This is a genomic window from Paracoccus sp. MA (genome assembly GCF_020990385.1).
In the GTDB taxonomy this organism is placed as follows: Bacteria; Pseudomonadota; Alphaproteobacteria; order Rhodobacterales; family Rhodobacteraceae; genus Paracoccus.
Map to the genome: position 1 here is coordinate 2,271,354 of NZ_CP087598.1, position 13,199 is coordinate 2,284,552.

Genomic DNA, 13,199 nt, shown 5'->3' on the forward strand with positions numbered 1-13,199 from the left:
AGGAGGAAGAGACATGACCTACTACTCCGGTTTCCTGCTGCCGGTTCCGACGGCGAACAAGCAGAAATACATCGACATGGCCCAGGGGGCCTGGTCCATGTTCAAGCGTTACGGTGCGCTGCGCATGGTCGAGGCATGGGGGGTGGACGTGCCCCGCGGCAAGGTCAACGATTTCTACATGTCCACCCAGGCCAAGGACGACGAGACCGTGGTGTTCTCGTGGATCGAATGGCCCGACAAGGCGACCGCGGATGCGGGCTTCGAAAAGATGATGTCCGACCCCGAGATGCAGGGGCCGCCCGAGATGCCCTTCGACGGCATGCGGATGATGTGGGGCGGCTTCGAGCCCATCGTGGACGAGAAAGCCTGAAGGGGGCGGCCATGTATCACGGCAAACCCTGCTGGTTCGAGCTCTCCACTGCAAGGGGCGGACTCGACGCGGCCGGGACCTTTTATGACAAGGTGCTCGGCTGGACGACCGCCGATTCCGGGATGGAGGGTTTTACCTATCACCTGGCCAGCCATGGCGGCGACATGATCGCCGGGCTGATGGAGATGCCCGAGGACTGCGCCGAGGTGCCGCCCTTCTGGATGATCTATTTCGACGTGGACGATGCCGACGCCACGGCGGCCAAGATCAAAACGCTGGGCGGCTCGGTCTTCCGCGAGCCGGCCGACATTCCCGGCACCGGGCGGTTCGCCGTCGTCACCGACCCGCAGGGCGCCACCTTCGGCATCCTGCAGCCGGCGCCGATGGACCCCCAGCCCCCTGTCGAATCCGGGGCCTGGAACCAGGGCAAGGAAAGCCGCGGCAACTGGATCGAGCTGATGTCGACCGATCCCGGCGCGGGCTTCGACTTCTATGCCGAGCTGTTCGGCTGGACGAAGTCCACCGCCATGGACATGGGCGAGATGGGCACCTACCAGCTGTTCGCCTGGCAGGGCACCGATATCGGCGGCATGATGGGCCTGGGCGATGCGCCGGTGCCCTGCTGGCTGCCCTATTTCGGCGTGAACGGCGTCGATGCCGCCATCGCCCGCATCCGCGACGGCGGCGGCGAGGTGCTGCACGGCCCTATGGAGGTGCCGGGGCCGGCCTTCATCGCGGTGGCGCGCGACCCGCAGGGCGCGCATTTCGCCGTGGTCGGGCCCAAGGACGAAATGTCATGATCCGCGCATCCCTGATCGCGCTCGCCCTCTGGGCCGCACCCGCTGCGGCCCAGGAGGTGACACCAGAGAGCATCCCCCGCGGCCAGCAGGACTATCATGCCGCAGCCGCCGGGGCCTATCGCCTGGACCCGGCGCATTCGGCGGTGCAGGCCCGCGTGCCGCATATGGGCTTTTCGGTCAGCGTCTTCCGCTTCGGCACCGTCTCGGGCCAGCTCGACTGGAACCCGGACGACCCGGCGCAAAGCCGGCTGGAAGCCGAGGTCGAGATCGCCTCGGTCATGACCCCGGTCGCGGGCTTTGCCGAGATCCTGACCGGCCCGGACTATCTGGACAGCGCGGCGAACCCCACCGCGCGCTTCACCGCTGACAGCTTCACGGCGGAAAGCCCGACCAAGGGCACGGTTTCGGGCCAGCTGACCCTGCTGGGCAAGACCCAGCCCGCGACATTCGAGGTGACGCTGATCGGCGCGGGCAAGGGCTATACCGGCGACGAAGCCGGCAATCCGATCATCCGCGACCTGATCGGCATCCATGCCCGGACCGAGATCGACCCGCAGGCCCATGGCATGAACGAATTCTTCACCGATCCGATCACCATCGAAATCGACGCCGAGTTCGCCCGGCAGGAGTAAGCCATGACATTCGTGATCACCACCTATGACTGGGTGCCGCCCTTTGCCGTCGGCTATGTCCGCGACCTGCGCATCCGCTGGGCCTGCGAGGAAGCCGGCCTGCCCTATGAAATCGAGACCACCAGCGTGCGCGAAAAGACCCCGCAGCATTTCGCCCGCCAACCCTTCGGGCAGGTGCCGATCCTGCGGGACGGCGAACTGTCGCTGTTCGAAAGCGGCGCGATCCTGCTCTATCTCGGCGAACGCTCCGAGGCGCTGATGCCGCGCGAGGCCGCCGCGCGGGCCGAAACGCAGCAATGGCTGGTCGCCGCGCTCAACAGCCTTGAGCCGGCGGTGATGGCCATGGTGCTGGCGCGGATCTTCGATCAGGACGCAAGGGCCGAGGAACTGGCCCTGCCGCGCCTGCACGAGCGTCTGGGGCAGCTGGTCCCGGTGCTGGAAGGGCGGGACTTCATCGCCGCCGGCCGCTTCACCATCGCCGACCTCCTGCTGGCCGATGTGCTGCGCGTGGTGGACAGCGTCGGCGAACTGGCCGCCCATCCGGAGCTTTCCGCCTACATGAACCGCATCACCACCCGCCCGGCCTTCCGGCGCGCCCATGCCGCGCAGCTCGCGCATTTCGCGCAGGCCGCGTGATGCTGACGCTCTATGGCCACCCGCTGTCCTCCTATACGCAGAAGGTGCTGATCGCGCTTTACGAGCTGGGGACGGATTTCGAGTTTCGCCATATCGACCTGGGTGACGAGGGCGACCGGGCGCTGATGCTCTCGGTCGAGCCGATGGGCCGGATGCCGGCGCTGCGCGAGGGCGATCTGGTGCTGTCGCAAAGCTCGCTGATGATCGAATGGCTGGACCGGCACCATCCCGGCCCGCAGCGCCTGCTGGACCCCGACCCCGACGCCTCGCTGCCGGCGCGGCAATGGGACCGCTTCCTGGATTTCCAGGTGATGCAGATGATGCAGCAGATCGTCGATGCCCGCATCTTCATGGCCGAAGGGGCCGAGGAGCGGGTCGCGCCCTTTGCCCGCGGCAAGCTGGACCTGGCCTATGCCGCGCTCGACCGCCGTCTGGACGGGCGCGACTGGATCGCGGGCGGCTTCGGCCTGGCGGATTGCGCCGCCATGCCGGCGCTGTTCTATGCCGGCGCCATCCATCCCTTCGCGGATCATCCGCGCCTGACCGGGTATTTCGAGCGGCTGGTGGCGCGGCCCTCGGTCCAGCGGGTGATCGAGGGCGCGCGGCCCTTCTATGGCTGGTTCCCGTTCAAGGACGGGATCGCGGCGCGGTTTCTCTAGCGCCTCTTGGCCTTTCGCCGTGGTTTCGCTATCCCCTTTTCGATTCGAGGGGTAAGCGACATGGCCATGGACAAGAATTTCGACGCCGGGACCGCCGAGGCGCGGATCGCGCGGGAATGGGCGGCAAGCAATGCCTTCGCCGCGGGCGCCAATGCGAAGCCGGGGGCGGAAAGCTTCTCGGTGGTGATCCCGCCCCCGAACGTGACCGGCAGCCTGCATATCGGCCACGCGCTGAACAACACGCTGCAGGACATCTTGGTGCGCTGGCACCGGATGCGCGGCTTTGACACGCTCTGGCAGCCGGGGCAGGATCATGCCGGCATCGCCACGCAGATGGTGGTCGAGCGCCGCATGGCCGAGCGGCAGGAACCCAACCGCCGCGAGATCGGGCGCGAAGCCTTCCTGCAGAAGGTCTGGGCCTGGAAGCAGGAATCCGGCCATACCATCGTCGAGCAGCTGAAACGCCTGGGCGCTTCCTGCGACTGGTCCAGGAATGCCTTCACCATGTCCGGCGCCCCCGGCGCCCCCGCGGGCGAAGAGGGCAATTTCCACGATGCCGTCATCAAGGTCTTCGTGGACATGTATGAGAAGGGCCTGATCTATCGCGGCAAGCGGCTGGTCAACTGGGACCCGCATTTCGAGACCGCGATTTCCGACCTCGAGGTCGAGAACCGCGAGGTTCCCGGCCATATGTGGCATTTCAAATATCCGCTGGCCGGCGGCGAGACCTATGAATATGTCGAGCGCGACGCCGACGGCAACGTCACCCTGCGCGAGATGCGGGACTATATCAGCATCGCCACCACCCGGCCCGAGACCATGCTGGGCGACGGCGCGGTCGCGGTCCATCCGGACGACGCCCGCTATGCCCCCATCGTCGGCAAGCTGTGCGAGATCCCGGTCGGACCCAAGGAACACCGCCGCCTGATTCCGATCATCACCGACGAATATCCCGACCCGGATTTCGGCTCGGGCGCGGTCAAGATCACCGGCGCGCACGACTTCAACGACTATGCCGTCGCCATGCGCAACGGCATCCCGCTTTACGCGCTGATGGACGGCAAGGGCCAGATGCGCGCCGACGGGCTGAGCTACGAGGAAAGCGCCGAGATCGCTACCCGCGCGGCACGGGGCGAGGATGTGGGCGACGTCTCGAACGTGAACCTGGTGCCCGAGGAATTGCGCGGCCTCGACCGCTACGAGGCGCGGGCGCGGGTGGTCGAGGCGATCACCGAGGAAGGGCTGGCGGTCACCTATCTGCACAAGTCCATCGACAAAGAGACCGGCGCCGAGCATCTGGAACGCCGGCCGCTGGTCGATGCCAAGCCGATCATGCAGCCCTTCGGCGACCGCTCGGGCGTGGTGATCGAGCCGATGCTGACCGACCAGTGGTTCGTGGACACCGCCAAGATCGTCGGCCCGGCGCTGGAAGCGGTGCGCTCGGGCCAGACCCGCATCCTGCCCGAGCAGCATGAAAAGGTCTATTTCCACTGGCTGGAGAATATCGAGCCCTGGACCATCAGCCGGCAGCTGTGGTGGGGCCACCAGATCCCGGTCTGGTACGGCCTCGACCTGCGGCTGGAGGGCCAGGTCGAGGACGACCATGACGGCGTGCTGGACGAGGTCGAGATCTTCGCCCTGCTGGAAGAAGGGCTGGTGCATCGCGACGAGATCCACCACGCCGCCCCGAGCTTTGCCGAGGTGGCCGAACAGTTCCGCGATTCCATCGCCGAACTGCCGGTGCCGCTGGAAATGGCCCGGGTGGTCGAGGTCGCCGACCGCGAGGCGGCGGTGGATGCCTTCGCCCAGGGGCTGGCCGATTACAACCTGACCCAGGACCCGACGAAGCTGGTCTATCCGGTCTGGCGCGACCCGGATGTGCTGGACACCTGGTTTTCCTCGGGGCTCTGGCCCATCGGCACGCTGGGCTGGCCCGAGGATACGGCCGAGCTGCGCAGGTATTTCCCGACCTCGGTGCTGGTGACCGGCTTCGACATCATCTTCTTCTGGGTGGCCCGGATGATGATGATGCAGCTGGCCGTGGTCGGGCAGGTGCCGTTCCGCACCGTCTATGTGCATGGGCTGGTGCGCGACGAAAAGGGCGCCAAGATGTCGAAGTCGAAAGGCAACGTCATCGACCCGCTGACCCTGATCGACGAATACGGCGCCGACGCGCTGCGCTTTACCCTGACCAGCATGGCCGCCATGGGCCGCGACCCCAAGCTGGGGCCGAAGCATGTCGAGGCGAACCGCAATTTCGTCACCAAGATCTGGAACGCCACCCGCTTTGCCGAAATGAACGGCGTGCGCGGCGGCGTGGCGCGGCCCCAGCCGCGGCATGTGGTGAACCGCTGGATCATCGGCGAGGTCGCCCGCATCCGGCAGGCCACCGACGAGGCGCTGGAAACGTTCCGCTTCAACGACGCCGCGACCGGGCTTTACGCCTTCGTCTGGGGCAAGGTCTGCGACTGGTATGTCGAGTTCTCCAAGCCCCTGTTCGACGGCGAATATGGCGAGGAAACCCGGGCCACCATGGGCTGGGTTCTGGACCAGTGCTACACGATGCTGCACCCGATCATGCCCTTCGTCACCGAGGAGCTCTGGGCGCTGACCGGGGATCGCCAGCGGATGCTGGTGCATGGCGACTGGCCGGAATACGGGCCCGAGCTGATCGACGCCGAGGCCGACCGGCAGATGAACTGGGTGATCCAGCTCATCGAGGCCATCCGCTCGGCCCGCGCCCAGATCGGCGTGCCGGCCGGCGCCCGTCCCGACCTGATCGTGACCGAGGCCGACGATGCGGCGCGGGCGGCGCTGGCCGCCAACGCGCCGCTGATCGAGCGGCTGGCGCGGGTGAACGCGCCTGCCGAGGGTGCCATGGGGCCGGGCATGATCTCGGTCGCGGCACTGGGGGCGAGCTTCGCGCTGCCGGTGGGCGAGATGATCGACGTGACGGCCGAAACGGCACGGCTGGAAAAGGCGGCGGGGAAGGCCGAGAAGGACGCCTCGGGCCTGCGCGGGCGGCTGGGCAATCCGAAATTCGTCGAGAATGCCGAGCCCGAGGTGATCGAGGAGACGCGCGAGAAGCTTGCCGCGCTGGAGGACGACCTGGCCCGCATCCGCGCGGCGCTGGCGCAGCTGGCGGCAATGTGACCCCTGGCTTTTGCGCCGTGCCGGTGGCGCGGTCGCAAGGGTATTTGGGAAACAGAGAAGATCAGGGCCGCTCGGACAGGGCGGCCTTGATGCTTTCGGCGATCATCGCCGGAACATCCGGCGCGAGGCCCACCGGGGGCAGGAGGAGGCCGCGAAAGCCTGCATCGGCCAGCGCCGCGGGCAGGTCGTCGGTGACGTGATCCGCCCGGGTGGCGAAAAGCGGCAGGCAGATCGCCTGCGCGGGCAGGTCGCGGGCGGCCTCGGCGATGAAGGGCGCTTCCTCGATGAAGCCGCAACTTGTCGCGGCGGCATGGGGGGCGAGGGCGGCGGCCATCTCGCGCGCCGCTTCGGAGGGTGCGCGCGAACGGCCCGAGCCATGGGCGGCGATCAGCAGATGGGTTTCGGCCAGCCGCCAGCCTTGCGCCTCGGCCGCCTTCACGACCAGCGCGAGGCAGAGCGCCGGCAGGCGCGGATCGCTGCCGAAGGGCGGCAGGATGCGGGCATTCGGCGCGCCGGCCAGCCGCAGGCGGCGGGGCAGTTCGCTGCGGGTGAACCAGCCCGATGCCATGAACAGCGGATAGATCAGCGTCTCGTCATCGGCGCGGTCCAGCGCGCCGGGCATGGCCAGCGTCGCGCCCCTGACCTGCGCAGCGGGGACATGGATGCGGGCGGCCAGCGCCTCGATGGCCTGCTGCTGCGGGGCGGGGTCGCCGGGCTGGCCATGGGCGACGATAAGGACGTTACGCACGGAAGGCGGCGGCGAAGGGCTCGGGGATGGCGAATTCCTCCAGTGCCCGGGCGCGGGCCATGGCGGACATCTTGCGCGCGGTCTTTTCCACGATGCGCTGCAGCTCGTCCGGGTCGCGGCCCTCGGCGAAGGGGCCCATATACCAGCGGATGAAGGTGAAGCAGGCCACGTCTTCCAGCGCCTGCACCTCGCCGTCGCGCTTGATGCCCTGCTTGGTCAGCATCTTCCCGGCTGCCGCGATGTCCTCGTCGCCATAGCCGGCCTCGCGCATGATGCCGGCGATGCGGGCGGCGTGGCGGCGGCCCTGTTCGGTGCGCCAGGCCAGATAGCCGGCGCGGTCCATCGGATAGGCGTCGCGGGGCAGCAGGAAACGCTCGACATGCTGGCCGCGGCAGGCGATGCGCAGAGGCTCGGAGGCGTCGGGATAGAGCGCCTGCTGTTCGGCCGTCATGCGCTGGCCGTAGAGCAGCGCCTCGGGCCGGCCCTCGGGGTCCAGGTGCGGATCGGCGGAATTGGCCTTGTCGATGGCGTCGAAAGCGGTCTGAAGGCGGGTCATGGCATCCTCTCTTTGCGCCATCATGCCGCAGCGGGGCGCCGCGTCAACGCGGATTGCCGCCGCGCCGGGCCGGGGCTAGGCTGCCGGCATGGAATGGGGCGAATTCATCCTGGCGCTGGCAGCCTTCCTGGGCTCGCATGTGATCCCGGCGCGGTTCCGCGAGCCGCTGGTCGCGGCGCTGGGGCGGCGGGGCTATCTCATCGGCTACAGCCTGCTGTCGCTGGCGCTGCTTTACTGGCTGATCCTGGCGGCGGGGCGGGCGCCCCATGTCGAGCTGTGGCCGCAATGGGGCTGGATGCGCTGGCTGGTGAATATCGCCATGCCCGTCGCGGTGCTGGCGGCGGCGGTGGGCGGCATGGCGGGGCTGATGGCGGGCTTTGCGCTGTGGGGCGGCGCGCATCTGGTCGCGAATGGCGACCTGGCGCATGTGATCCTGTTCGGCCTGCTTCTGGCCTATGCGCTGTTCGGGCTGGCGGTCGGCTTGCGCCGCGGCGTGGCGCTGCGCTGGACCTGGCCGCGGCTGGCCCTGGCGGTGCTGGTCTGGCTGGCGCTGTTCCACCTGCATCCGCTGGTGATCGGGGTCAGTCCCCGGCCTTAGGCTCGGGCACCCTGAAGCCCTCGGGGATGCGGTCGCGCCCGTCGAGGATCAGGTCCGCCAGCAGGACCGCGCAGGCCGGCGCCATGGCCAGGCCGATCTTGAAGCCACCATTCGCGACGTAATGGCCGGGCCGTCCGGGCCATGGTCCGACCAGCGGCGCACGAGAGCGGGCGCGCGGCCGGATGCCGGCCCAGCGGTCCAGGACCGGCGCATCGCCAAGCGCCGGGCACAGCGCGCGCGCCTTGTCGATCAACGCCTCCAGCTGCGCGTCGGTGCCGGTGTCCATGGCGTCGCGTTCCGAGGTCGAGCCGATGGCCACCGTGCCGTCGGCATGGGGCACGACATGGACCCCATCGGCAAAGACCTGCGGCGCGTCGGGGGCGGCGAAAGCCAGCAGCGCCGACTGGCCCTTGACGCCGCTGCCGCCGAAGGGCGCAAGCCCCGCGACGCCGGTGGCCCAGATCGCCGGGGCATCGGGGGCAGGCCGCCCCTCGGCGATCTCGCCGCCCAGGGCGCGGATCGCGGCGGCCAGCGCGGCGCAGGCCCGGCGCGGGCTGATCCGCGCCGTCAGCCGGTCCACCAGCCACAGGCCCGAGGGCGAGGCCGGCACCAGCGTCCCCTGCGGCTTGTCGGTCAGTTCCATCCCGGCCCAGTCGGGCCAATGCGCGCGGGCGGCGGCGATGCGCTCGGCCATGCGCGGCGCGGCCCCTTCGGGCACCGGCTGGATGCGGCCATGGCGGGCATAGCCGGGGTCGATGCCGCCCGCCGCCGCCACCTCGGTCCACCAACCGGCCGCCGCGACCAGCGCCTCCAGCTGCACCTGCTTCTTGGCGTTCCAGTTTTCCGGCGCATGCGGGGCCAGCGCGCCGACATGCCCGCCCGAGGCGCCGGCGCCGATCCGCTCGGCCTCGAACACCCGCACGCGGGCGCCGCGCCGCGCCAGTTCCCATGCGCAGGCAAGGCCGAAGATGCCCGCACCCGCCACCGTGATTTCGCTTGCCATTCCGCCGCCCCTTGCCGCATCTGCCTGCAAAAAGGAGTTAGCGCGGATGGATGAGCGCGACCAGAGCAGCGCCGACCTGGATTGGCGCGAGGGGGCGATTCCGGTCTCGCGCCGTTTCGACGATCCCTATTTCAGCCTGAACGGCGGGCTGGACGAGACGCGGCATGTCTTTCTGGCCGGCAATGACCTGCCGGCGCGGCTGCGGCCCGGCTTCCATGTGGCGGAACTGGGCTTCGGCACCGGGCTGAACCTGCTGGCGCTGGCGCAGGTCGCCACGGTGCCGGTCCGTTTCACCAGCTTCGAAGCCTTCCCGATGGGCGTCGGGGAACTGGCCCGGGCCCATGCCGCCTTCCCCGAGCTGGCGCCGCTGGCGAAACAGCTGCGCGACGGATGGCCGCAACGCCGCCTTTCCGTGGGCCTGGTCGAGGCCGAGATCATCGAGGCCGATGCCCGCAAGGCGCTGCCCGGCTGGGACGGCCTTGCCGATGCCTGGTTCCTGGACGGGTTTTCCCCCGCCAAGAACCCCGAGCTTTGGGGCGAGGCGCTGATGGCCGAGGTCGCCCGCCACACCGCGCCGGGCGGCACCTTCGCCACCTATACGGCAGCGGGCCATGTGCGCCGGGCGCTGGCGGCGGCGGGGTTCGAAGTCACGCGCGCGCCCGGTTTCGCGGGCAAGCGCCACATGAGCCGCGGCCGGCTCTAGCGCCGGACCGGCGGGATGCGCGAGGGCGCATAGGTCGGCGCATGCGGCGGGCGGCCATGGGTGCGGCGCCAGAAATCCGGCCCGCCCCGGCGCAGGAAGACCGGCACCGCCAGCACCATCCCCGCAAGGAACCCGGCGGCATGGGCGACATAGGCCACGCCGTCGTCGACCATGCCGGCGCTCGACAAGAGCTGGATGCCGAACCAGGCCAGCAGCAGCACCCAGGCCGGCATGGTAAAGCGGCGGATGATGACGATGATGATCGCGATCACGTCGACGCGGGCGCGCGGGAACATCAGCAGATAGCCGCCCATCACCCCGGCGATGGCGCCCGAGGCGCCGACCATGGGAATGTCGCTCATCGGATCGGTGGCGATCTGGCCCGCCGCCGCCGCCAGCCCGCAGGCCAGATAGAAGACCAGGAAGCCGGCATGGCCCATCTGGTCCTCGAGATTGTCGCCGAAGACCCACAGGAACAGCATGTTGCCGGCGATATGCATGATCCCGGCATGCAGGAACATATGCGTGGCCAGGCCCCAGAGCCATTCGCCATGCATGATTGCGACCGGATACAGCGCCAGCCGGTCCCACAGCCCGACCTGGCCGCCGGCCCAGGGCATGGTGACCAGAAACATGACCAGGTTCAGAAAGATCAGCCCGTTGGTCACATAGGGCGTGCGCTCGGAAGGATTATGGTCGCGGATCGGGAACATGGCCACAGCCTGAAGCATCGCATGGGCGCGCGCAAGCGGCCCTGTTCGGATCGCTGGCCCGCGTATAGCATCGGCCCCGAATCGCATCGAGGAGGGGCCGATGACCAGCCTGACCGACCGCAAGAACGCCGCCATCTCGCGCGGGGTGGGGATGACCACCCAGATCTATGCCGAGCGCGCCGAGAATGCCGAAATCTGGGACAAGGACGGCAACCGCTATATCGACTTCGCCGCCGGCATCGCCGTGGTCAATACCGGCCATCGCCATCCGCGGGTGATCGAGGCGGTCAAGGCCCAGCTCGACCGCTTCACCCATACCTGCCACCAGGTCGTGCCCTATGAGAATTACGTGGCCCTGGCCGAAAGGCTGAACCGGCTGGTCCCCGGCGAGGGACCGAAAAAGACCGCCTTCTACACCACCGGGGCCGAGGCGATCGAAAACGCGGTCAAGATCGCCCGCCACCATACCGGCCGCGCCGGGGTGGTGGCCTTCGCCGGCGGCTTCCACGGCCGCACCTTCCTGGGCATGTCGCTGACCGGCAAGGTCCAGCCCTACAAGGCCGGGTTCGGGCCGATGATGAACGATATCTGGCACCTGCCCTTTCCGAACCCGCTGCACGGCGTCACGGCCGAGGAGGCGCTGGCGGCGCTCGACCGGCTGTTCAAGGCCGATATCGACCCCTCGCGCGTCGCCGCGATCATCATCGAGCCGGTGCAGGGCGAGGGCGGCTTCTACGAGGCGCCGGCCGGCTTCATCCAGCGCCTGCGCCAGATCTGCGACCAGTATTCGATCCTGCTGATCGCCGACGAGGTGCAGACCGGCTTCGCCCGCACCGGCAAGCTGTTCGCGATGGAACACCACGGCGCGGCGGCCGACCTGACCACCATGGCCAAGGGGCTGGGGGGCGGGCTGCCGATCAGCGCCGTGACCGGCCGGGCCGAGGTGATGGACAGCCCGGCCCCCGGGGGCCTTGGCGGCACCTATGCCGGCAACCCGCTGGCCGTCGCCGCCGCCCATGCCGTTCTGGACGTGATCGAGGACGAGGGGCTGTGCGACCGCGCCACCCGCCTCGGCCAGCGGCTGAAGCAGCGCCTGGCCGGCATCGCCGACGGGGTGCCCGAGATCGTCGACATCCGCGGCCCCGGCTTCATGAACGCGGTGGAATTCAACATCGCCGGCACCGACAGGCCCAGCCCGGATTTCGCCAACCGCGTCCGCGAAGAGGCGCTCGCCCGCAAGCTGATCCTGCTGACCTGCGGCGTCCATGGCAACGTGATCCGCTTTCTTGCGCCGCTGACCATCCAGGAAGACGTCTTCGACGAGGCGCTCGACATCCTCGAGGAGTCGATCCGGGCCGCCCGCGGCTGATCGCGCGTCTTCACCGTTTCGCAAATACTCCCGCGGCCGCGCCCAGGGGAAACGTCGCTTGGGTATTCGGAGAACGGAAAGAACCGCCACGCAAACCGCGGCGCGCCCGGCGCTTCTTCGCTGCACAAAGACCCATGCGGCAGCGCCGACTTGCACCGTCGCAGGGGTATTTGGGCAACAGAGAAGACGCAAAGGCCCGGATCCTTGCGCAACCGCGCCGGGCAGCGTCGTTCGTTTTTTCCGTTTCCCGAATCCCCGTGCGAGGGGAGCGGCCGGGCGCTCAGCCCAGGGCCTTCGCGCCCATGTTCAGGAACTTCTGCCGCCGGTCCTTGATCAGCTCGGCCGGCTTCCTGCCGGCCAGCTCGCCCAGCATGGCGGCGATCGCCTCGCCCACCGCCGCGATGGTCTCGGCCGGCGCGCGCTGCGCGCCGCCCACCGGCTCGGAGATGATGCGGTCGATCACCTCCAGCTTCTTCAGGTCCTGCGCCGTCAGCTTCAGCGCATGCGCCGCCTCGCGCATCTTCTCGGCATCCTTCCACAGGATCGAGGCGCAGCCCTCGGGCGAGATCACCGAATAGATCGAATGTTCCAGCATGGCGATGCGGTTCGCGGTGGCGAAGGCCACGGCGCCGCCCGAGCCGCCCTCGCCGATGATGACCGAGACCAGCGGCACGCCGATCTGCAGGCATTTCTCGGTCGCGCGGGCGATGGCCTCGCTTTGCCCGCGTTCCTCGGCGCCCTTGCCGGGATAGGCGCCGGGCGTGTCGACCAGCGTGATCACCGGCAGGCGGAAGCGGTCGGCCATGTCCATCAGCCGGATCGCCTTGCGATAGCCCTCGGGCCGGGCCATGCCGAAATTGTGAAAGATCCGCGATTTGGTCTCGTTGCCCTTCTCATGGCCGATCACCACGCAGGGCTGGTCCTTGAAGCGCGCCAGCCCGCCCATCACCGCGTGGTCCTCGCCAAAGGCGCGGTCGCCGGCAAGCGGCGTGTATTCGGTGAAGAGCTGCTCGATATAGTCGCGGCAATGCGGCCGTTCCGGGTGGCGGGCGACCTGCGTCTTGCGCCAGGGATCGAGCTGCTTGTAGAGGTCGCGCAGCATCTCCTCGGCCTTGCGGTCCAGCGCCGCCGCCTCCTTCTCCAGATCGACGCCTTCGCCCTTCCGGGCCAGTGCCCGCAGTTCCTCGGCCTTGCCCTCAAGATCGGCAAGGGGCTTCTCGAACTCCAGGTAAGTCATTCAGGGCTCCGCGCTGTCATCC

General features: G+C 68.8%; 14 protein-coding genes. 9 read left to right on the forward strand and 5 right to left on the reverse strand.

Annotated features, from left to right (window positions below):
- Positions 1-13: 13 nt before the first annotated feature.
- The 6 genes from LOS78_RS18405 to LOS78_RS18430 are packed head-to-tail and all read left to right on the forward strand — an operon-like array spanning position 14 to position 6,250.
- On the forward strand, positions 14-370 hold the full coding sequence (locus tag LOS78_RS18405) for a DUF1428 domain-containing protein (RefSeq protein ID WP_011748611.1): 357 nt from the start codon (positions 14-16) through the stop codon (positions 368-370).
- An 11-nt stretch (positions 371-381) separates the two neighbouring features.
- Complete coding sequence (locus tag LOS78_RS18410; protein WP_230377722.1) at positions 382-1,170, forward strand: VOC family protein; 789 nt, start codon at positions 382-384, stop codon at positions 1,168-1,170.
- Positions 1,167-1,802 carry a YceI family protein gene (locus LOS78_RS18415; RefSeq protein ID WP_230377723.1) on the forward strand — a complete coding sequence of 212 codons (636 nt, stop codon included), beginning with the start codon at positions 1,167-1,169 and terminating at the stop codon, positions 1,800-1,802. The genes LOS78_RS18410 and LOS78_RS18415 overlap by 4 nt, the downstream gene beginning before the upstream one ends.
- A gap of 3 nt (positions 1,803-1,805) precedes the next feature.
- Entirely contained in the window at positions 1,806-2,438 is a 633-nt protein-coding gene (locus tag LOS78_RS18420) for a glutathione S-transferase family protein (RefSeq protein WP_230377724.1), read from the forward strand.
- On the forward strand, positions 2,438-3,097 hold the full coding sequence (locus LOS78_RS18425) for a glutathione S-transferase family protein (protein WP_051416131.1): 660 nt from the start codon (positions 2,438-2,440) through the stop codon (positions 3,095-3,097). The genes LOS78_RS18420 and LOS78_RS18425 overlap by 1 nt, the downstream gene beginning before the upstream one ends.
- A 60-nt stretch (positions 3,098-3,157) precedes the next feature.
- A complete protein-coding gene (locus tag LOS78_RS18430) occupies positions 3,158-6,250 on the forward strand; it encodes a valine--tRNA ligase (RefSeq protein WP_028711504.1) in 3,093 nt (1,030 codons plus the stop codon).
- Between the two features lie 61 nt (positions 6,251-6,311).
- Here LOS78_RS18430 and LOS78_RS18435 read toward each other — a convergent pair whose 3' ends face one another.
- Both LOS78_RS18435 and LOS78_RS18440 read right to left on the reverse strand, forming a co-directional pair.
- The gene (locus LOS78_RS18435) at positions 6,312-6,998 is read right to left on the reverse strand and encodes a sirohydrochlorin chelatase (protein ID WP_230377725.1); all 687 of its coding nucleotides are present in this window, start codon (positions 6,996-6,998) and stop codon (positions 6,312-6,314) included.
- Positions 6,991-7,554 carry a DUF4202 domain-containing protein gene (locus tag LOS78_RS18440; RefSeq protein WP_230377726.1) on the reverse strand — a complete coding sequence of 188 codons (564 nt, stop codon included), beginning with the start codon at positions 7,552-7,554 and terminating at the stop codon, positions 6,991-6,993. The genes LOS78_RS18435 and LOS78_RS18440 overlap by 8 nt, the downstream gene beginning before the upstream one ends.
- Positions 7,555-7,642: 88 nt before the next feature.
- Here LOS78_RS18440 and LOS78_RS18445 point away from each other — a divergent pair, with 88 nt between their 5' ends.
- The gene (locus tag LOS78_RS18445; protein ID WP_230377727.1) at positions 7,643-8,152 is read left to right on the forward strand and encodes an NnrU family protein; all 510 of its coding nucleotides are present in this window, start codon (positions 7,643-7,645) and stop codon (positions 8,150-8,152) included.
- On the opposite strand, the gene LOS78_RS18450 is transcribed toward LOS78_RS18445, so the two are convergent.
- Positions 8,136-9,155 carry an FAD-binding oxidoreductase gene (locus tag LOS78_RS18450; RefSeq protein ID WP_230377728.1) on the reverse strand — a complete coding sequence of 340 codons (1,020 nt, stop codon included), beginning with the start codon at positions 9,153-9,155 and terminating at the stop codon, positions 8,136-8,138. The genes LOS78_RS18445 and LOS78_RS18450 overlap by 17 nt on opposite strands.
- Positions 9,156-9,201: 46 nt before the next feature.
- Here LOS78_RS18450 and mnmD point away from each other — a divergent pair, with 46 nt between their 5' ends.
- Complete coding sequence (mnmD, locus tag LOS78_RS18455; RefSeq protein ID WP_028711509.1) at positions 9,202-9,858, forward strand: tRNA (5-methylaminomethyl-2-thiouridine)(34)-methyltransferase MnmD; 657 nt, start codon at positions 9,202-9,204, stop codon at positions 9,856-9,858.
- On the opposite strand, the gene LOS78_RS18460 is transcribed toward mnmD, so the two are convergent.
- Entirely contained in the window at positions 9,855-10,571 is a 717-nt protein-coding gene (locus LOS78_RS18460; protein ID WP_028711510.1) for a rhomboid family intramembrane serine protease, read from the reverse strand. The genes mnmD and LOS78_RS18460 overlap by 4 nt on opposite strands.
- A gap of 100 nt (positions 10,572-10,671) precedes the next feature.
- On the opposite strand from LOS78_RS18460, the gene LOS78_RS18465 reads away from it, so the two are divergent.
- Complete coding sequence (locus LOS78_RS18465) at positions 10,672-11,940, forward strand: 4-aminobutyrate--2-oxoglutarate transaminase (RefSeq protein ID WP_230377729.1); 1,269 nt, start codon at positions 10,672-10,674, stop codon at positions 11,938-11,940.
- 280 nt (positions 11,941-12,220) lie between these two features.
- Here LOS78_RS18465 and LOS78_RS18470 read toward each other — a convergent pair whose 3' ends face one another.
- Entirely contained in the window at positions 12,221-13,177 is a 957-nt protein-coding gene (locus LOS78_RS18470) for an acetyl-CoA carboxylase carboxyltransferase subunit alpha (protein WP_028711512.1), read from the reverse strand.
- Positions 13,178-13,199: the final 22 nt, after the last annotated feature.